This window comes from Acidimicrobiales bacterium, assembly GCA_036491125.1.
Classification (GTDB): Bacteria; Actinomycetota; Acidimicrobiia; order Acidimicrobiales; family AC-9; genus AC-9.
On sequence record DASXCO010000194.1, the window covers coordinates 1 to 20,479 of the forward strand.

General features: G+C 68.9%; 15 protein-coding genes. 6 read left to right on the forward strand and 9 right to left on the reverse strand.

The annotated features are described in order from the left end of the window. From VGF64_15530 to VGF64_15565, 8 genes are all read right to left on the reverse strand, one after another. The coding region (locus VGF64_15530; protein HEY1636174.1) for a hypothetical protein at positions 1-325 on the reverse strand (325 nt) is incomplete at its 3' end. A 70-nt stretch (positions 326-395) separates the two neighbouring features. Beyond that, the gene (locus VGF64_15535; protein HEY1636175.1) at positions 396-1,184 is read right to left on the reverse strand and encodes an HAD-IA family hydrolase; all 789 of its coding nucleotides are present in this window, start codon (positions 1,182-1,184) and stop codon (positions 396-398) included. Further along, a complete protein-coding gene (locus VGF64_15540) occupies positions 1,168-3,639 on the reverse strand; it encodes a glycosyl hydrolase family 65 protein (protein HEY1636176.1) in 2,472 nt (823 codons plus the stop codon). Before VGF64_15540 ends, VGF64_15535 begins: the two co-directional genes overlap by 17 nt. A gap of 22 nt (positions 3,640-3,661) precedes the next feature. Further along, entirely contained in the window at positions 3,662-5,575 is a 1,914-nt protein-coding gene (locus VGF64_15545) for a glycoside hydrolase family 15 protein (protein ID HEY1636177.1), read from the reverse strand. 87 nt (positions 5,576-5,662) lie between these two features. Continuing rightward, entirely contained in the window at positions 5,663-7,288 is a 1,626-nt protein-coding gene (locus tag VGF64_15550) for a hypothetical protein (GenBank protein HEY1636178.1), read from the reverse strand. Between the two features lie 91 nt (positions 7,289-7,379). Then, complete coding sequence (locus VGF64_15555; protein HEY1636179.1) at positions 7,380-8,765, reverse strand: NAD(P)/FAD-dependent oxidoreductase; 1,386 nt, start codon at positions 8,763-8,765, stop codon at positions 7,380-7,382. Positions 8,766-8,786: 21 nt separating this feature from the next. Further along, complete coding sequence (locus VGF64_15560) at positions 8,787-9,575, reverse strand: glucose 1-dehydrogenase (GenBank protein ID HEY1636180.1); 789 nt, start codon at positions 9,573-9,575, stop codon at positions 8,787-8,789. Positions 9,576-9,623: 48 nt separating this feature from the next. Continuing rightward, positions 9,624-11,177 carry a GMC family oxidoreductase gene (locus VGF64_15565; protein ID HEY1636181.1) on the reverse strand — a complete coding sequence of 518 codons (1,554 nt, stop codon included), beginning with the start codon at positions 11,175-11,177 and terminating at the stop codon, positions 9,624-9,626. Positions 11,178-11,444: 267 nt separating this feature from the next. On the opposite strand from VGF64_15565, the gene cydD reads away from it, so the two are divergent. The 6 genes from cydD to VGF64_15595 are packed head-to-tail and all read left to right on the forward strand — an operon-like array spanning position 11,445 to position 19,221. Further along, complete coding sequence (gene cydD, locus VGF64_15570; protein ID HEY1636182.1) at positions 11,445-13,043, forward strand: thiol reductant ABC exporter subunit CydD; 1,599 nt, start codon at positions 11,445-11,447, stop codon at positions 13,041-13,043. After that, a complete protein-coding gene (gene cydC / locus VGF64_15575) occupies positions 13,040-14,917 on the forward strand; it encodes a thiol reductant ABC exporter subunit CydC (protein HEY1636183.1) in 1,878 nt (625 codons plus the stop codon). Before cydD ends, cydC begins: the two co-directional genes overlap by 4 nt. Beyond that, entirely contained in the window at positions 14,914-16,332 is a 1,419-nt protein-coding gene (locus tag VGF64_15580) for a cytochrome ubiquinol oxidase subunit I (protein HEY1636184.1), read from the forward strand. The genes cydC and VGF64_15580 overlap by 4 nt, the downstream gene beginning before the upstream one ends. Positions 16,333-16,340: 8 nt before the next feature. Then, on the forward strand, positions 16,341-17,336 hold the full coding sequence (gene cydB / locus VGF64_15585; GenBank protein HEY1636185.1) for a cytochrome d ubiquinol oxidase subunit II: 996 nt from the start codon (positions 16,341-16,343) through the stop codon (positions 17,334-17,336). Next, positions 17,333-18,280 (forward strand): cyclase family protein, encoded by a 948-nt coding sequence (locus tag VGF64_15590; protein ID HEY1636186.1) that lies wholly within the window; start codon positions 17,333-17,335, stop codon positions 18,278-18,280. Before cydB ends, VGF64_15590 begins: the two co-directional genes overlap by 4 nt. 2 nt (positions 18,281-18,282) lie before the next feature. Then, the gene (locus VGF64_15595) at positions 18,283-19,221 is read left to right on the forward strand and encodes a DUF389 domain-containing protein (protein HEY1636187.1); all 939 of its coding nucleotides are present in this window, start codon (positions 18,283-18,285) and stop codon (positions 19,219-19,221) included. A gap of 4 nt (positions 19,222-19,225) precedes the next feature. Here the strand turns inward: VGF64_15595 and VGF64_15600 are convergent. After that, a partial coding sequence (locus VGF64_15600; GenBank protein HEY1636188.1) for a chloride channel protein occupies positions 19,226-20,479 on the reverse strand: 1,254 nt, incomplete at its 5' end.

The window sequence follows — 20,479 nt, forward strand, 5'->3', positions numbered from 1 at the left end:
GCCACATCACCAGCCCGAGCCCGAAGGCCACGGCGACTCGCCCTTCGTGGATTCGCTTGTCCTGCTTGTCCTCGGGCTTGTCCTTCCTCGAGCGCCGGCGGGACCGGAGGTACACCACGGCGGCAAAGGCCAGGATGAGCAGGCCGATCGCGACGTAGAGCCAGCCGCTGCGGGTCGGTCGCTGGCGGGTGAACCCGGCGGCCCCGAGGCCGACGAGCACCACCGCGCTGCTCGCGCTCTCGGCCAGGGCGGCACCCGCCAGGTACGCGAAGGCGTACCGGAGGAGGGGCCGGTCGAGGTAGGCGGCGATCGCCGCCAGCCCCACCGGCCACAGCCCGGAGAGCAGCGCCAGCGCGAACGCCTCTGCGAGGATGACGACCTCCCTGCCCTAGCTCTCAGGCCTCTCTGGCGACGAGAACGCCGTCGCTCAGGCGGTCGAGATCCACCATGTCGAGCGAGGTCACCACGAGGTCCGCCTTGGCGTTTCCCAGCATCTCCGCATCGCCGTGCCGGGCGATACCCAGGCCGGCCATGCCCCCCGCTTTCGCCGCTTGGATGCCCGACACAGCGTCCTCGACGACAAAGCAGCGCTGCGGCGGTCGTCCCAGCTCGGTGGCTGCGGTCAGAAAGATCTCGGGGTCGGGCTTGCCGTGGGCGAAGTCGCGACCGGACACGTCGGCGTCGAAGACGGCCTGCAGGGTCAGTCCCGGCGTAACCGAGTCGTCGCGGAGGCCCTGCTCCTGGGCGAACTTGTCCAGGCGGATCTGGCGCAGCATCGGCTCGGAATTCTTCGACGAGGACGCGGCGGCGACGTGGATCCCTCTCTCCCGCACGCTCAGCACGAGCCGGAGAGCGTCGGGGTAGGCCTTGAACTCCCCCGCCTCGATGAGTCCGACCACCATCGACTGCTTGCGATCAGCGTAGGTGTTCACCCGGCTGTCGATGTCGGGTACCTCGAAGTACTCCAACACGGCACGAGCGCCGCTCATGCGGGGCTTGCCGGACATGAGCTGCTCGTAGACTTGCGGGGTGAACCGCTCGGGCGACCAGGTGGTCTGTTCCCGGATGTCGCGCCACTCTCCTTTCATGAGCTCCTCGAGGGACTCGCGCCAGGCCCGTTCGTGCGGGGAGTCGACGAGCACCCCATCGACGTCGAAGATCGCTCCCTCAAATCCCTCGGACATCCCGTTCCTCCTGTCGAGAGTGGTCTCCGGATGATGCTCCGCCCACCTTGAACGCGCAGCGCTGACCCGGCCGAAGCTCCCTCACATCGGCGCCCATCGCCACCCTGACGGGCCCGCCGACAGCCTCGGGAAGCGCCGCCACCGTCAGCTCTGCCCCGCTGAGGCTCACGCGGAGCGGCACCCCGCGAAACTGCATCGAGAAGGACAATCCGTCGAGAGGTTCCACCAGCCGCGGCGCGAACGACAACACGTCATCGCGGATACTGGTCCCGAGGAACGCCCGCTGTACGAGGTCCAGCGTGCCGGCCATGACCCCCATGTGGATGCCCTCTTTCGTCGTCCCCCCCTGGATATCGCCGATGTCGCTCTCGAGGGCCACCAGGAACCGTTCCCAGGCTCTGTCGGGGTCCACCTCGGCGAGGGCGCCGGCGTAGGTGACGAAGCTGAGCGTCGACCCGTGGGAGGTCCGGCGGTCGTAGTAGTCGATGTTCTTGCGCGCCGTGTCCGGAGCAAACTCGTAGCCGAGCCTCTCGAACAACCCGGCGAGCTCCTCGTCCGAGAACAGGTAGAAGAGCATGACGGTATCGGCCTGCTTGGACATCTTGTAGCGGCCAGGATCGTCATCTTCTGCCCGGAGGATGCGGTCGAGCCGCTGGATCTTGCCGTCGTAGCGCTCACGGTAGGCATCCCAGTCGAGCTCGGCCAGCTGGCCGTATCCCTCGAACTGGCTGATGATGCCGTCGGCGTGGAACGGCACGAACATCCTCCGGCTCACCCGCGCCCAGGTGTCGATCTCGTCATCGGTCAGGTCGATCCGAGCTCGAAGAGATCGAGCCCGCCCCTCTGGGAGCAAGTCGAGCACCTTCGGGGCGATCTGGCAGATCCAAGCCACCATGACGTTGGTATATGCATTGTTGCGCAAGCCCCCACCTTCTGCGCCGGGGTAGCTCTCGTGGAACTCGTCCGGGCCCATCACCCCGTGGATCTCGTAACGGTCGCGCTCGGGGTTGTAAAAAACCAGCGAACCCCAGAACCGAGCGATCTCGAGCATCATCTCGGCTCCGTGATCGACCATGAACTCGCGGTCGCCGGTAACCCGGTAGTAGAGCCAGATGTTGTAGAAGATCGCCGCGTTGACATGGCGCTGGTTGTGGCTGAGGTCGGGCTCCCAGCGCCCTGACAACGGATTGAGGTGCACAACCTGGGTCTCCTCTTTCCCGTCGCTGCCGCTCTGCCAGGGGTACATGGCGCCCCGGAAGCCAGCAGCCTGCGCCGCTCGGCGAGCCTCTCCGAGCCGGCGCGCCCGGTACAAGAGCAGGTGGCGGGTCACCCGTGGCATGCGAAAGCTCAGGTACAGCAGCACGAACAGCTCGTCCCAGAAGACGTGGCCGCGGTAGGCCTCACCGTTCAACCCGCGGGCGACGACTCCGGAGTCGACCTCGGCGGTGTTACCCGAGCAGACCTGGAGGACATGGGACGCGTGCAACCGCAACCGCAACTGCACAGCGGGATCGGAGGCGACCACCAGGCCACACATCTCCCACAGCTCGTTCCAGACCTGACGGTGGTCAGCCAAGGCGTCGGAGAAGGAGGGGCAGGTTCGCACTGCGTTGCCGGCACTTCCCAGCGGCTCGCTCGTCGCGTAGTCGCGTGAGGTGTAGAAGCCGACCATCTTCTCGACCCGCACCGGCGCGCCCTCGCGCACGTCGAAGCTGAGGACCTGCTGGATATAGTCCTCCATCTGGTAGAGGTCTTGCTCGACCTCGGGCGCCACCCCGTCGGAGTAGACCTTGGTGCGCGCCGCCTCGGCCACGTAGATGCGGGACTGGCGCGTGCGCGCCATCAGGGCGATCACGTCGGGTCCGAACGTCCGCGGCAGAACCGGTTCGAGGTGTCGTCCCTCGAGCTCCCGATACCGGGCGACCCCCGCGTTGGCCACGCGGCCGTCGAGCGCCGAGACGATCTCCACGCGACCCGACCAGTTCTCGGCCGTGATTGTCCACTCGATGCCCGCCAGGTGCCGGTCGGCCATGCTCACGAACCGACGGCTGCTCAAGGTCGTCTCCCCGCCGGACTGGTCACGAAAGCGCAGGGCTCGCGCCAAGACGGCTCCCGCGATGTCGTACTCGTGGCGGTAGGACAGCAGCTCGACGTCGTCGAGGCGGACCACCTCCCCGCCACCGATCCGCAGCTTGAGAACGGTCCAGTTGGGCAGGTTGACCAGATCCTCGTTGAGCACCGGCGTGCCGCCCATGATGGTGGTCTCCCGGTTGTACCCGCCGTGCGTGTACGTGCCCGGGTAGTGGACGCCGTCGGGGTCCTCCCACTCCGCCGAGCCGCGGGTGCAGAAGTAGCCGTTGCCGGTCGAGGTCAGCGCCTCCCGCAGGCCTTCCTCGGCGCCATCAAAACGCTCGTAGAGCAGCGAGCCTTTCGAACGGTGCGCTGGCGCGGTCATTCGGTGGTCCACCCGACCCAACTCACTCGGGTTGCAGGCCGGTGCCTCCCTGGGCCGGGCGAAGCTGTCCCGCCGCCAGGTTGAGTGCGGTCGGCAGACCGAGCCCGCCCGGTAGCTCGAAGACCGATCCGCCCCCCGCGTTGAGCGCGGCGTCGAGGTCGATGGCGGCGCGGACCAACGCCAGGTGGGTGAAGGCCTGCGGGAAGTTGCCGATCTGGCGGCCCGACGGGTCGATCTCCTCGGAGTACAGACCGACGTGGTTGGCGTAGGTCAGCATCTTCTCGAAGGCATACTGCGCCTCCTCGAGGCGGCCGGCACGCGTCAGGGCGTCCACGTAGAAGAACGAGCACAGCGAGAACGTCCCCTCCGATCCCTGCAGGCCGTCCGGCGACGCGGCCGGGTTATACCGGTAGACCAGGCTGTCGGTGACGAGCTCGTTGTCCATGGCGTCCATGGTCGACAGCCACAGCGGGTCCTTGGGGCCCACGAAGCCGACTAGCGGCATCAGCAGACAGATCGCGTCCAGCACGTCCGTCCCCGGGTACTGGGTGAAGGCTCCCCGCTCGGGGTTCCAGCCCTTGTCCATGATCTGCTGGTAGATGGCGTCCCTGGCGGTGGTCCAGCGCTGCACGTCGCCCGGCCGGCCCCGATCACGGGCCATGCGGATGAGACGGTCGAACGCCACCCAGCACTGCACCCGCCCGTAGGTGAAGTCCTTGCGCCCGCCTCGGGTCTCCCAGACCCCCTCGTCGGGCTGGTCCCAGTTCTCGGCCAGCCAGTCGGCGATGTGCATGAGCTCCAGCCAGCCCAGGTAGCCGACGGGCTCGACCGGGTCGGCCAGCGCGATGGAATCCATCGCCTCCCCGTAGATGTCGAGTTGGAGCTGGTCGGCGGCCCCGTTGCCGATCCGCACAGGGCGCGAGCCCATATAGCCCTCGAAGTGGTCCAGGGTCTCTTCCACAAGGTCCGAGGACCCGTCCACCCGGTACATGATCTTGAGCGGGCCCGAGTCCTTGCCAACGTGCTCAGAGACCCGATTGCCCATCCACACCAGGAACGCCCTCGCCTCCTCTGTGTACCCCAGGCCCAGGAGGGCGTAGACCGAGAAGGAGGCGTCCCGGATCCAGGTGAAGCGGTAGTCCCAGTTGCGCTCGCCACCGATCTGCTCCGGCAGGCCGGCGGTGGTGGCGGCCACCAGGGCACCGGTCGGGGCGTAGGTCATGAGCTTGAGCGACATGGCCGAGCGGTGGACTATCTCCCGCCAGCGCCCCTGGTAGGTGCACCTGGCGAGCCAGTTACGCCAGTACTGCACCGTCTGCTCGAAGAGCCGTACCGCCTCGCCCCGGTCCATGCCCTGGGGTGCCCGCGTAGCCCCCGTCTCCAGCATGAACCCCCGCGCCTCGCCGGCCCTGAGCGTGAAGTCGAGGCGGACGTCGCCGTCTCCCGATCGTTCGAGGCCCGCAGCGCCGTGGAGGACAGTTTGCTTCCCGTTCGTCTCGAACACGGCCCCTTCGCCGGTCAAGGACAGCTTGTGGGCCTGGCGGGCGAAGTTGAAGCGGGGCTCGCACTCCAGGCGGAATGGCAGCTCGCCTCGCAGGCAGCGCACGCCCCGGCAGATCCTGTGGTTCTCGGTGGCCACGGTGGGGTTGTCGATGGGCATGAAGTCGACCAGCTCGGCCACCCCGGCGTCGGTCATGAAGCGCGTGATCAAGCAGGCCGACTGGGGGAAGTAGATCTGGGTGGTCTGGCAACCGTCGACCAACGGGGCGATGCGGAACCGTCCGCCCTTCCGGGCGTCCAGGAGCGAGGCGAAGATGCTGGGGGAGTCGAAGCGCGGGGCACAGAAGAAGTCGATCGTGCCGTCCTTGGTGACGAGCGCCGAGGTCTGGAGGTCTCCGATGAGGCCGTGGTCGCTGATGAGGGGATAATCGCTCACGATGGGTTCCTCCTGGCTCGGCAGGGTCCTGCTCACCCCAAATTCTGTGAGCGTGGAGGTGTGCTGTCGTCACCCGGAGGGGGTGATTCAGCAGCCGCTCTGGCTGGCCGGGATCCGCTCGAGGTCGAGGTGGAACGGCCCGGCCTGGTTGGCGACCAGCGTCGTCCAGCCGTTCGGCGTCCCGTAGATGCAGCCGGCGCCCTCGGCCACCGTCCAGCGGGAGTTGTACCGGACGCGCACCAGTACGACACCGGGGCTGGTGGTATCGACCATGATGCTGCCTCCGTCCATGCGCACCAGGCGGGCGGGCCCCTCGACGATGCCCGTCGACCCCGCGACCTCGAACACCCGCCAGTCGCGGTCGTGCCAGACGGGAACGAGACCGGGAACGCCCGCTTGCACGAGCCGCCCCTCCTGCACAGCGGCATAGTCGAGCTTGACGTCAGGCAGGGCGACGTAGCGGACGCCGTTGTCGAGCAGCCAGGCCCGGTAGCTGTCGGCGTCGAGCTCCCCCTTGGCGTAGAAGAGCGGGTTGTCCGCCGTGTCGAGCTGGCGTTCCCACCCTCGGGCCAACGGGTAGTACGGGGCCACGTCGGCGGCTTCCCAGTGACGAGCGGTCGGGACGATCTCCACCCGTCCCGCCGGCTGGGCGTGCTGGGCGAGGAAGCCCATGAGGGGCTGGAAGTACCTGGTCTGGGTCGATGGATCGCTGTGCCCGGTGAACGACGTCACCGACGGTCCCCAGTGGAGCAGTGCGAGCGGCACCACGGCGGCCGGGACGAGCAGGCGTCGGTGCGGCCACAGCAGGCAGGCGGCCAGTGGAGCCCCGACACACTCGCCCAGGCGGCTGATGTTGCCCCCCATCGAGCTGGGCACCACGAAGCTCAGGACGATCGCGACCACATACAGGAGGGCGCCGGTTCGCAGGGTGCGTTCCCAGCGCGGAATGAGCGCGACAGCGATCACGAACAGCCCAAGCAACCAGCCGAAGTCGTAGGCGGGAAACGGCATCGACCCCTGACCGGGAAACCCCAGGGTGAGCGCAAGGACCGGGACGGCAGCCACGGCCACCAGGGCCGCGAGGGCCAGACGCCGCTGAGGCCAGGAGGCGAGCAGCCAGGCCACGGCGGCGAGGACCAGGAACGAGCCGGCCAGGGGACTGGCCAGGGGGGTCGCCACGGCCAGGACCGCCGTCAGTCGCCACCGGCGCCGGGTCGCGGCCCAGATGGCGGCCAGGGCCAGGGCCTCGCCCAGCAGGAACGGAAGCTGGCCGATGGCCACCTGGACCAGGGTCCCCACGGCGAAGATGATCGAGCCCACGCGCGCCGAGGTGCCGAAGTGGCCGACCACCAGGCGGTCGAAGGCCCAGGCGGCGACGGCGGCGCTCAGGACCTCAGTGGCCTGGACGCCGATGACACCGGCGAAGGGCGGGAAGATGACGCTGTAGTTGAGGGTCCAGTGCCCCCCGTACCATTGGCTGTCCCAGAGGGTCAGCCCCTGCTGGTGGAACAGCCCGATCCGGTAGAGCTGGGCCGAGAAGTCCACCCCCCGCCAGCCCTCGAGGCTGGCGACCAGGGCCAGCGTGCCGGCGATGAGCGGCGCCAGCACCGAAGGCAGGACCCCCCGATCGGGCGCCAGCCAGGACCTGTCGCGTCCGAAGGCGCGGCCCAGCCACCGCGCGCCGACGACGGGAGGATCGAAGGTGGCTGCCACGCTGGAAGGCTCGGACTATCGACGGGTGCCGGGAGGGGCGATCCGCATCCACACAACCGTACAGCGCCAACCTTGGACCAGCCTGAGACCGCTACCGGTCGGTCGTCTCACCCCGCCTGAGCTGGACGTCCATCGCCGGGAACGGGCTCGGCATGATCTTGGCCCGGACCTCCTCGGGAAGGCTGACGTCGCCGCCCGTGCGGCCCACGCTGAAGACCCGCTCCGGCCGGCTGCGGCCGATCATCGAACGGGCCCAACGGAACATCGTCGTCAGCCTGTTGCCGAAGCCGTTCAGAAAGCCGATGTGGACGAACATCCACACGACCCAGCCCGGGAAGCCGCTGAGCCGGAGACCCCGCACGCTGACGATCGCCTTGAAGCGGCCGATGGCCGCGGCGCTGCCGAGATCTCGATACTTGAAGGCCACGCTCCTCGTGTCGCCCTTAAGGCGCCGACGGACGGTGTTGGCGGCATGCAGACCCCCCTGCAGGGCGACCTCGACCACGCCCGGCAGGTCGTTGAGGGTGGCCATGTCGCCGAGGGCGAACACCTCGGGATGCCCAGGAAGCGTGAGGTCGGGGAGCACGGCGATCCGCCCGGCGTGATCCGTCTGCGCGCCGCTCGCCTCGGCCAGCTGCGCCGCCAATGGCGAAGCCTGGACGCCGGCGGCCCAGATCGTGGTGCCGGCCCTGATCCGATCCTTTCCGTCCGGGCCCCCGACATCGACGCCGAGGCCGTCCACCCCCACGACCCGCTCCCCCATCCGCAGCTCGACACCCATGTGCTCGAGGTCCCTGGCTGCCTTCCCGGAGAGCCGGTCCCCGAAGTTCGCCAGCGGCTCCTTTCCCCCGTCGAGCAGCACGACTCGAACCGACGAAGGGTCGATGCTGCGGAAGTCACGACGAAGGCTCCGTGCCGCGAGCTCCCGGATCTGCCCGGCGAGCTCCACCCCCGTCGGACCGGCCCCCACGACCACGACCGTCAGCCAGAACCGCTGTTCGCTCGCATCCGTCGAGCTCTCGGCCAGCTCGAAGGCGCCGTAGATCCTTCGACGCAGCTCGAGGGAATCGTCGATCGTCTTCATCCCGGGAGCGATGAGCGCGAACTCGTCGTGGCCGAAGTACGACTGGTTGACCCCGGCAGCCACGATGAGGCTGTCGTAGGGAAACTCCCGCTGCTGCCCGGGGATCATCGTCGTCCGCACCACCCGCCTGTCGAGATCGAAGCCCGTCACGCGTGCCAGCTCGACGCGCACGTTCTGGTGCTTGCGGAACAAGTGGCGGAGCACGGGCGAGATCTGGCCGGGCGACAGAATGCCGGTCGCTACCTGGTAGAGCAGGGGCTGGAACAGATGGTGGTTCCGCCGGTCGAGGAGGGTCACCTCGACGTCCCTCGACCGGGCCAAGAGGCGTGTCGCTGGGAGGCCGCCAAAGCCACCCCCGACGACCACGACCCGGTGTCGCGGTTGGTCAGCCAAGGTGTGCCGACGATCTCCCGCTCAGAGCCCCGGGCTGCTCTGCATGAGGCCGCCGTCGGCCATGATCGTCGTCGCCGTGACGTAGCTCGATCCAGCGCCGGCAAGGAAAGCCACGACCCTGGCGATCTCGTCCGGGTCGGCCATGCGGGCCAGCGGGATGGCGTCGTTGATGCGCTTGAGCTTCTCCGGATCGTCAAGCGTGGATCTGTTGATGGGCGTGATCACCGCGCCCGGACCGACGCCGACCACCGTGATCCCGTGGGGCGCCAGCTCCACCCCCGCCGTCCGGGTCAGCATACGCATTCCCCCCTTGGACAGGCAGTAGGGCGTGTTGCCCGGCATCGGCCAGTCCTCGTGGACCGACGTCATGTTGATGACTCGCCCCCCGCCACCTTGGGCGATCATTTGCCTCGCCGCCAGCTGCGTGCCGAAGAAGGCGCTCTTCAGGTTGATGTCGAGCACCTCGTCGTACTGCTCCTCGGTTGAATCCAGCACCCCGGTCCGACTCTCGACGCCGGCGTTGTTGATCATCACGTCGAGCCGACCGAAGGCCTTCACGGCGCTGTCGATCAGCCTCTGTAGGTCGGCGACCTTGCTGACGTCGGCCTCGACCCCGATGGACTGGTCTCCCATGGCCGCGATCTTGCGCTCGAGCTCCTCGGTGGCCTCGGGATGGGCCACGTAGTCGATGACGACGTTGGCGCTCCGGTCGGCCAGAGCGAGGGTGACCGCTTGGCCGATCCCGCTGTTCCCACCGGTGACGATGGCCACCTTCCCAGCGAGGCTCAGTTCCGCTTCTATCTGGTCCATATCCATTGATCGACTCCTGGTTGTCCGCCGGTTCCCGCCCTGCTGCGCCTACTGCATCCGATCGATGAGATGCTCACCGACCCGGATGGCGTTGGCCATGGCCGTGAGGGCCGGGTTCACGGCGCCGATGCTCGGGAAGAAGCTCGTGTCGACGATATAGAGGTTGTCGAGCTCGTGAGCCTTGCAGTTCTCGTCGAGCACCGACGTCGCCGGATCCGTCCCGAACCGGCACGTGCCCGCCTGATGGGCGCACCCGGCGACCGGGATGTTGATGTCCATGTAGAAGTTCTTGTCGAGCAGGTGGTGGTTGGCCATGCCGACCCGGTTCAGGAGCGTCTTGAACTCGTGGTAGAGGCGCTCGGCCTCCTGGTCGTTGGTCGACGTGTACGCCAGCCGGATGCTCCCGTGGCGGTCCACCGTGACGCGGTTGTCCGCCACCGGCAGGTCCTCCGTCGTGAGCCAGAAGTCCACTGCGTGCCTGGCCACCTTCTCGAGGCTCCACCTCGGCGCCAGCTTGGTGAGCTTGGGCTCTTCACCCTTCATCGCTGACGGGTTCGACTTGCCCACCATCTGCAGGTTTCCGACCGGGAACTCGTAGTCGTCGACCCCGAAGTAGAAGTCGTTCACGCCCAGGGTCTTCTGGAAGACGGTCTCGTTGGGCTCCTTGGCGAGGGCAACCGCGGCCTTGCAGTTGTGGAACATGTAGTTCCGGCCGACCTGGTCTGACCCGTTGGCGAGACCGTTCGGATGCTGGTCGTTGGCCGAGCCGAGGAGGACCTTGGCGCTGTTCGCCGCTCCCGCCGAGAGGGCCACGATGTCGGCCTCGTAGACCTCGTCCTGGCCACCGCGGGTGACGACGACGCCCGTGACCGTGCGACCCGTGGGATCGGTCTCGAGCCTGGTGACCTGGGCGTCGACCAGCAACGTCACGTTCGGGTTGTCGAGGACGGGACGGACGGCGATGACATCGGCGTCGGACTTGGCGTGCACCATGCAGGGATAGCCGTCACACCACGCACAGCGGATACAGGTGCTCTTGGCGCGGTCGGCCTCGTCGAGCAGGATGCCGCATGGAGCGTGGAAGGGGTGATAGCCGGCGGATCGGAGGTCGTCCGACAGCTGCTCCAGGCGGGGCTCGTGCGAGACCGCGGGCCAGGGATAGTCCTTGCTCCAGGGGCCCTCGGTCGGGTCCTCGCCGTGGTTGCCATGCACCTGGTAGAGCCACTCGGCCTTCGTGTACCAGGGCTCGAAATCGTCGTAGGAGAGCGGCCACGCCGGCGAGATGCCGTCGACGTGCTTCAGCTCGCCGAAGTCCCGAGGGCGCAACCGGTAGAGGGCGGCTCCGTACATCTTGGTGGCGCCGCCGACGAAGTAGTGGACCTGGGGCTGGAACGGCTTGCCGTCCGCGTCGTACCACGTGTCGGGAGAGATGTACCGACCCTCGACGAAGACCTCGTCCGGGTTCCAGTTCTCTGTCTCCCGGTACAGGTAGTTGCCGCGCTCGAGGAGGAGGACCTTGAGGCCCGAGGGGGCGAGCGTGTGCGCAAGGGTTCCCCCACCCGCGCCGCTGCCGATGATGATGACGTCGTAGCGCTCCGGCACCCGCTCTCCTCCCCGTTCGCAGGAGAAGCGTATGAAGGGGCGTGGCGACCGTCATCACCCGCAGTGGGTGATTCCCCAGGCCACCGGTCCACAATCATCCTCTCGGGGTGAGGACGCGCTACCGCTGGCCTGGGAGGATGGCGCACCGGGGAGGAGCGGGCGGCGCTGGTCGAGAGGGAGCCAGAAATCGGACGTGCTCGGACAAGCAAGAGCGGGGGCTTCGACCCGAGACTCCTGAAGTACGCGCGCACCACGCGCGCCTACCTGCTGTTGTCGGTCCTGCTCGGCGGCGTCACCGCGCTGCTCGTCGTAGCCCAGGCCTGGCTGCTGGCTGAGACGGTGGCCGGTGCGTTCGCCCACCGGGAGGACCTGGCGCAGCTGCGCGTGCCGATCATGCTCCTCCTCGCCGCGATCGTGGCCCGTGCGGCGCTCAGCTGGGGCGCGGAGCGGGCCGCTCACCGGGCCTCATCCAGTGCGAAGTCCGAGCTGCGGACCGCGCTCGTGGAACGGATCGCCGCGCTCGGGCCAGCCCGGTTGGAGAACCAGCGCACGGGTGCCCTGGCCGTGCTCGCCACGCACGGCATCGACGCCCTCGACGGGTACTTCTCGCGCTATCTGCCGCAGGTCTTCCTGGCCGCGATCGTTCCGATCACCGTCATCGCCGTGGTCTCCGGGCTCGACTGGATCTCGGCGGCGATCATCGCCGTCACCATCCCGCTGATCCCGCTGTTCATGGCGCTCGTGGGGGCCTCGACGGGGGAACGGACGGAGCGCCAGATCCACACGCTCCAACGGATGGCCGGCCACTTCCTGGACGCGGTCGCCGGTCTCCCGACGCTGAAGGTCTTCGGGCGGGCCAAGGCCCAGGCCAAGGCCATCGGCGAGATGACCGACCGCTACCGGCAGACGACGATGCTCACGCTGCGGATCGCCTTTCTCTCCTCGCTCGTCCTGGAGCTCCTGGCCACGATCTCGGTGGCACTGGTGGCGGTCGCCGTCGGTCTCCGCCTCCTCGGTGGGCACCTCGACCTGCGCACCGCCCTCTTCGTGCTCGTCCTGGCCCCGGAGGCCTACCTGCCGCTGCGCCTGCTCGGTACGAACTTCCACGCCAGCGCCGAGGGCATGAAGGCCGCCGAGCAGGTCTTCGCCGTGCTCGAGCAGCCGCTCCCACCCCGCGGCGCCGTCACGGTCAGGCCCGGTCCGTCTGCCAGCGGCATCTCCGTACGTGACGTCGAGGTGACCTTTCCCGGTCGTGGCCAGCCGGCGCTGCGCCCGCTCTCGTTCACCGTCGACCCCGGGGAAGTGGTCGCCCTTGTCGGGCCGAGCGGTTGCGGCAAGTCGACGCTGCTCGGTGTCCTGCTCGGGCTGATCCCTCCCGACAGCGGATCGGTCCGGGTGGGTGGCTTCGATCTGCACGAGCTGGACATCGATTCCTGGCGGTCACGGCTGGCGTGGGTGCCGCAGCATCCCCATCTGTTCGCGGCGTCGTTGTCCGAAAACGTGCGCCTGGGCCGGCCGGATGCGCCGACCAGCGACGTGGCGCGCGCCGTCGCCGACGCCGGCCTCGAAGAGGTCGTCGACCGCCTGCCCCGAGGGCTCGACACCCGCCTGGGCGAGCGGGGGGCCGGGCTGTCGGCCGGTGAGCGGCAACGGGTCGCCCTGGCTCGGGCGTTCCTGAGGGACGCGCCGTTGCTGCTGCTGGACGAGCCCACCGCGAACCTCGACGGCGCCACCGAGGAGGCGGTCCTCGGCCGCATCCGGCGCCTGGTGGTGGGGCGTACGGTCCTGCTCGTGGCCCACCGGCCCGAGCTGGTGGCCCTGGCGGACCGGGTGGTCAGCCTCGTTCCCGAAGGGGCGGCCACATGAGCGGGCTGGGGCGGACCCTCTCGGTCGCCCGCCCGGCGGCCGGACGGCTCGCCCTGGCCACCCTCCTCGGGGCGGCAGCGATCGGGGCCGCCATCGGTCTGCTGGCCACCTCGGCCTGGCTGATCTCGAGGGCGTCCCAGCGGCCATCCGAGTCGGCCCTGGGCGTCGCCATCGTGGGCGTGCAGTTCTTCGCCCTCTCGAGAGGCCTCCTCCGCTACGGCGAGCGGCTGGTGGGCCACGACGCCGCCTTCCGGGTGCTCGCCGACCTTCGGATACGGGTGTACCGACGGCTCGAGACCCTGGCGCCGACCGGTCTTCCGGCCTTCCGCAGCGGCGACCTCCTGGCCCGGCTGGTCCAGGACGTCGACTCCCTCCAGGACGTCGTGCTGCGCGTGATCCCTCCCTTCGCCATCGCCGTCGTGGTGGGAGGGGGGACCGTGGGCCTGGTCTGGTGGCTGCTGCCGGCGTCGGGCCTGATCCTCCTGGCCTCGCTGCTGCTGGCGGCGACGATCGTGCCGTGGCTGACGGGGACCCTGGCCCGCCGCTCGGAGTCCGGTCAAGCCGCGGCGCGCGGAGAGCTGGCGGCTTCGGTGGTCGACCTGATCGACGGCGCTCCCGACCTGGCCGTCTTCGGCGCCACGGGCGCACAGCTCGGGCGGGTCGCCGCCGCCGACGCCGAGCTCTCCCGGGCCGCGCGCGCGTCAGCCGGCACGGCGGGGATCGGGCTGGCCCTGACGACGCTCCTGGCGGGCCTCGCCACCTGGGGAAGTCTCCTCGTCGGGATCCCGGCCGTGCACTCGGGCCGCCTCGACGGCACGCTGCTCGCCGTCATCGTGCTCGTCCCGCTGGCAGCCTTCGAGCTCGTGGTCGGGCTCCCGGTGGCGACGCAGGTCCTGCAGCGGACCCGGCGGTCGGCCGAGCGGGTCTTCGCCGTGATGGACGCGCCCGCACCGGTGGCCGAGCCGAGCGTGCCGGCGCCGATCTCTCGGAGCATTGATGTTGTTCCGCGTCACGTCGAAGGTGAGCGCGGGGCGGGAGTCGCGGGTCGCTCATTTCGACAAGACGTGGAACCAGAGCAATGTGCGGGGACGCACGAGCTGCGGGCCGCGTCCGTCAGCGCCCGCTACCCGGGCCAGCCGGCGCGGGCCGTCGACAGCGTGGACCTCGCCCTGCCGCCAGGTCGGCGGGTGGCGGTCATCGGGCCCAGCGGCGCGGGCAAGTCGGCGCTCGCCGCCGTGCTCCTCCGATTCCTCCCCTACGAGGACGGGTCTGTCGCCCTGGACGGCGTCGAGCTCGCCTCCCTGGCAGGAGACGACGTGCGGACCGTGGTCGGGCTCGTGACCCAGGACGCCCACATCTTCGAGACGACGCTGGCGCAGAACCTGCGGGTCGGGCGCCACGACGCGACCGACCCCCAGCTTCGGGCCGCTCTCGACCGGGTCGGGCTGGGCCCGTGGCTGGCGGAGCTGCCCGCGGGTCTGTCCACCGAGGTCGGCGGGCGGGGCGCGCGTCTCTCGGGAGGTCAGCGGCAGCGGGTGGCCGTGGCGCGGGCCGTGCTGGCGGAGTTCCCCGTGCTCGTGCTCGACGAGCCCGCCGAGCATCTCGACCGGCCGGCGGCGGACGCCATGACCGCAGACCTCCTGGCGCTGACCTCGGGCCGCTCGACGGTGCTCATCACCCACCGGCTGGCCGGGCTGGAGGCCGTCGACGAGGTCCTGGTGCTCGACGCCGGTCGGGTCGTCGAGCGCGGCACCCACGACGAGCTGCTGGGTGCCGGCGGGTCGTATTGCGACCTGTGGTGGCGGGAGATGGCGGCGGCGGGCGGTGGCGCAGGCGAGGCAGACGACGCAGAGGAAAGGAGCTCGATGCGATGACCGAACTCTCGAGGTGGCAGTTCGCGACGACGAGCATCTACCACTTCCTGTTCGTCCCGGTCACCATCGGGCTCGCTTTCCTCGTCGCCCTCCTGCAGACGGCCTGGCACCGCTCGCTCCGCTGGGGAGGCGATCCCGTCTACCGCCGCCTTACCAAGTTCTTCGGGACCCTGCTCCTCATCAACGTGGCCATCGGCGTCGTCACCGGGCTGATCCAGGAGTTCGAGTTCGGGATGAACTGGTCGGCCTACTCCCGCTTCGTCGGAGACGTGTTCGGGGGTCCGCTGGCCATGGAGGGCCTCGCCGCCTTCTTTCTCGAGTCCACCTTCCTGGGCCTCTGGATCTTCGGGTGGAACCGGCTGCCGAGACCGATCCACCTCGCCTGCATCTGGATGGTCTCCCTGGGCACGATCCTCTCGGCCATGTTCATCATGGCCGCCAACTCCTGGATGCAGCACCCCGTCGGCTACACCATCAACCCGCAGACGCATCAGGCCCAGCTGACCGACATCTGGGCGCTGTTCACGAACCCCGTCTTCTACTGGGGCTACCTGCACGTGATCATGGCGTCGATCGTGACCGGCGCACTGGTGATGCTGGCCGTCTCCGCCTGGCACCTGCGCAAGAGGCACCAGGTGCACGCCTTCCGCAAGACGGCGACCCTGTCGCTGGTGGTGCTGCTCCCGGCGGCGGCGCTCGTGATGTTCTTCGGCGGCCGGCTCGGCATCAACGAGACCAAGTACCAGCCGATGAAGATCGCCGCCGCCGAGGGTCAGTGGAACACCTGCCAGCCGTGCTCCTTCTCCGCCTTCCAGATCGGGGGCGGCAACAATGACCAGAATCCCGATCTCATCATCCCTATCCCCCACTTGCTCTCGATACTGGCCACGGGCACGTGGAACGGCAAGGTCGAGGGCATGAACCAGGTCCAGGCCCAGTACGTGAAGCAGTACGGGCCCGGCAGCTACGTGCCCATCGTCTTCATTCAGTACTGGGGGATGCGGGTCATGGCCTACCTGGGGGCACTCATCTTCCTGTTCGCCCTGTGGGGTGCGTACCTGGGCATCCGGCGAAGGCTCGATAGATCCAAATGGTTCCAGCGCGTCGCCATCTACGCAGTCGTCGCGCCGTTCCTCATGACGATCGCCGGATGGCTCTTGACCGAGAACGGCCGTCAGCCGTGGATCGTCCAGGGGTTGATGAGGACCACCCAGGGCGTGTCACCGTCGGTGAGCTCGACGGAGGTCTGGATCAGCCTCATCGCCTTCGCATCGATCTACATCGTCCTCGGCGCCGCCGACGGCTACCTCATGATCCGGTACGGGCGCAAGGCGCTGGAAGAAGAGCCCGAGGCCGAAGACGCCCGCGAAGAGAAGCAGCCCGAAGGGGCCGACGTGCCCGCGATCGTGTACTAGGAGGCGGCGTGAAGAGCTTGTGGTTCGTGATCGTGGCCTTCTTCTGGGTTGGGTTCTTCGTGCTCGAGGGCTTCGACTTCGGTGTCGGCATGCTCCATTCGTTCGTAGCCAGAGACGACCTCGAGCGCCGGGTGGCGATCAACACCATCGGTCCGACCTGGGACGGCAACGAGGTCTGGCTCATCGTGGCCGGCGCCGCCACGTTCGCCGCCTTCCCCCTGTGGTACAGCACGATGTTCTCCGCCCTCTATCTCGCTCTCCTCATCGTCCTACTGGCACTCATGGCGCGCGGTGTGTCCTTCGAGTACCGGGGCAAGCTCGACGACCCGAGGTGGCGAACAGCATGGAAGTGGTCGATGACCCTCGGCAGCGCGGTCATCCCCTTGCTGATCGGCGTGGCGCTCGGTGACCTCCTCCACGGCCTGCCGATCAACCGGGACCACGTCTACACGGGGACGTTCTGGAACCTCCTCGTCCCCTACGGCCTGTGGACCGGGGTCACGCTGGTGGCGCTCTCGCTCTTGTCGGGTGCGACGTTCCTGGCCCTCAAGACGACCGGGGACTTTCACGATCGCGTCACGGGGGTGGCCCGTCGCGTGAGCGTGGCCGCCGCCCTCCTCGTGGCGGGCTTCGTCATCTGGACGGGGCTCGTCGCCGGCCGAGGGTTCGCCCCCAATGTCTTCGCCGCCATAACCGTGGTGGCCGCGCTGGCCGCGGCGTGGCTCGCCGGCACCGTGCGGGAGGGATGGGCGTTCGGCTCGGCCTGTGTGGCGATGGGAGCCACCATCACGACGATCTTCGCCGAGCTCTACTCCAACGTGATGGTGTCCAGCACCAACTCGGCGTTCAACATCACCATCGGCAACGCCGCCGCCAGCTCGTACGCACTCACGCTCATGACCGTCGTCGCCGGCATCTTCGTGCCCCTAGTCGTCGGGTACCAGGCGTGGAGCTACCACGTCTTCCGTCAGCGGCTGGCCGCGCCCCGGGTAGCGCGACCATGACCCCGGGTGCCGCCCAGCGACCCGGTATCAGCGCTTCCGAGTTCCGCGCGCTGTACGAGCGACTCAGGCACCAGCATGGCTGGGGGCCCGACGACCGGCGCGGTGCGCTCAACAACATCACCCCGTCGTCGGTGCTGGCAGCGGCGACCAATGAAGTGCGTCTGGGCCGGTCGGTGGGTCTCGCCGCGCCGGTGGAGACCTCGACGACCCCCGACAATCCTGAGCCAGCCGGCCATGAGATGACCGGTCCACCGGGTGGTCACGCGGCGGCGTCCGGGCTGGACTTCGCCATGGACCGGCTGACGATGAACATCCATGGCAACGCCGACAGCCATCTCGATGCGCTGTGCCACGTGATCTACGACGGCGAGCTGTACAACGGGGTGGCCGCCGACACCATCACGCAAGACGGGGCGACCGCCCTCTCGGTCGATGAAGCCCACGATGGGATCGTCAGCCGGGGTGTCCTGCTCGACATCCCGCGATTGCGCAACGTTCCCTGGCTGGAGCCCGGTGATCACGTCCACGTCGACGAGCTCCTCGCGGCAGAGCGAGCGGAGCACGTCAGCATCGGCCAGGGTGACATCCTGCTCGTGCGCGTCGGCCACCGGCGCCGCCGCGCCGAGCTCGGGCCCTGGAATGCCGCCGAGGAGCGAGCGGGCCTCCATCCTGCGGCGATGGAGCTGCTCGCCGACCGGGGCGTCGCCGTGCTCGGAAGCGACGGCAACAACGACACCGCTCCCAGCGCCGCGGCCGGCGTCGCATTCCCAGTCCACGTGCTGGCCATCGAGGCCCTCGGGCTGTACCTCCTCGACTACCTCCAGCTCGAGGACCTCATGAGGGTCTGCGGGGACCGGAGCCGGTGGACGTTCCTGTGCGTGATCGCCCCGCTTCGGTTGCCGACCGGCACCGGTTCGCCCGTCAACCCGATCGCCATCATCTGACGATGATCCACGTCAGGGCGGTCAGCCCCTCCGATGTGACCCCGAGGCTCGTCGAGACCCTGCTCGACAACCCCGGCGTGCTCGACGTCGTCGTCCTCGATGGCGCGGCGCGGAGCCCGGACGGCGACGCGGTGCAGTTCGACGTCATCTCGGCGGAAGCCAACTCGGTCCTCAGAGAGCTCCGGCGCCTGGAGGTGGACCGCCGGGGCTCGATCATGATCGACGCCGTCGAGTCATCGATCTCGGACGCAGCCGCCCGGGCCGAGGGTCGAGAGCCGATCGGCAAGGCGTTCTCTCCCATCTGGGAGCAGGTCGACGCCAGGATGCGAGCTCTCGGGACCTACCCCCCCAGCTGGTTCGTCCTGCTGACGATCGCCGGCGTGCTCGCAGCCATCGGGATACTCACCAACTCGCAGATCCTCATCGTCGGCGCCATGATCGTGGGGCCGGAGTACTACGCCGTCCTCAGCGTGGCCCTCGGCATCAACAACGGCGACCGGCCCCGCATCGGCCGAGGTCTGCGCGCACTCGTCGTCGGGTTCCTCTTCGCTATCGTCGCCAGTCTGCTCTTCAGCCTGATCGTGCACGCCTTCGACCTGCAGCCGACGGCCTTCGACCGGGGTGTCCGGCCGGTGTCCGACCTGATCAACAACCCGGACTTCTTCTCCGTAGTGGTCGCCGTGCTCGCCGGCGTCGTCGGGGTCGTGTCGCTCGCCGAGGCGAGAACCGGCGCCCTCATCGGCGTCTTCGTCTCGGTGACGACCATCCCAGCCGCCGCCGACATCGGTGTCTCGGCGGCGTTCTCCAGCTGGCGTGAGGCGCGGGGCTCGTTGTTCCAGCTCCTCCTGAACATCGTCGTGCTGATCGTCGTCGGCTCGATCGTCCTCCACTTCCAACGACGCGTGTGGCATCGCATCAGCCATCGGACGACAGCGCGCTGACCAGCTAGCCTCGCGAGGCTCCCACTGCCTCCGCGGGTGGCGCCGACGCCGGCGTCGGGGGTGCGGTCGGGCGTGGTGTCGCTGTGAACCTCGACGACGCGACGTACGCGACGGCAACAGCCACGATCACCAGCGGCATGACCTCCACCTCATCGGACAGCAGCAGCAAGCTGGGTATCAGCACCGACGTCAGCGGGAGCCTGAGCATCACGACCATCATGGCTCCCATTCCCATCGCCGCTCCTGCCACCAGCGGCAGGCCCGGTGCGTGCGACAGGGCCATGCCGCCCGCAGCACCGACGAAGAGGGCCGGGAAGATGGGCCCACCGCGAAAGCTGCTCAGCGACGCGCCGTACGCAAGCCCCTTGCAGGCAACGAGGAGAACCAACGCACCCAGCGAGTAGGTCGCGCTGTGGGCGAGCAGCGGTCCCAATGCCGACTGGCCCGAGAACAGCACCTCCGAGCTGCCCTTGCCCGTGCCCTCGGCGAAGGCGATCGCCAGCCCGGCGACTGCCAACCCGACCAACGGGGTCAGCACGATCATCCGCGGCGTGACGCGGGCTTGGAGGAACAAGGCGAGCCAGCGGATACCCGACCCCAGGAGGGCGGCGGCCAGGCCCACGCCAATCGCCCACCCCAACTCGGCGCCGTCGGGTCTGGCGAGATGGGGAAGGTTCGGGATCGCCAGCGAGAACGTCCCCAGCCCACTCCACGCGCCCAACCCGACGAAGACGAGCGAGCCGATGCCGGCGGCCACCAGACCGGGCAGCAGCACCAGCTCCATCATGGCGCCCGCCAAACCCGAGGCCTCCATGAGGAGAAAGGCGCCGGCGATGGGCGAGCCCAGCAGGGTGCTCACGGCGGCGAAGCTACCGGCCGCAGCGACCACCGTCATCGTCCTGTCGGGCACGTCGCGCTTGGCCAGCCGCACGGCGCACACGCCGAGGCCGCCTCCGAGGGCGATCAGGGGCGCCTCCGGGCCGATCACCACGCCCAGCGCCAGGCTGGCCAGAGCGGCGAAGAAGACGCCCGGCATCTCGATCGGTGTCGGCGCGCCTCCCGCCTTGAACCCCTCGGCCGGCAGGTGCCCACCCGTTCCCGGGAGGTAGCGGATGGTCAGCGCAACCAGCACGCCGGACAGCGCCAGCAATGGAAGCGGCCACCAGATCGGCTCGGTGCTGAAGCCGAGACCGTGCGGGAGGTGGGTGAAGATCTGGCTCTGGAGCACGGTGACGAGCTCGAGGAAGCCCCAAGCGGC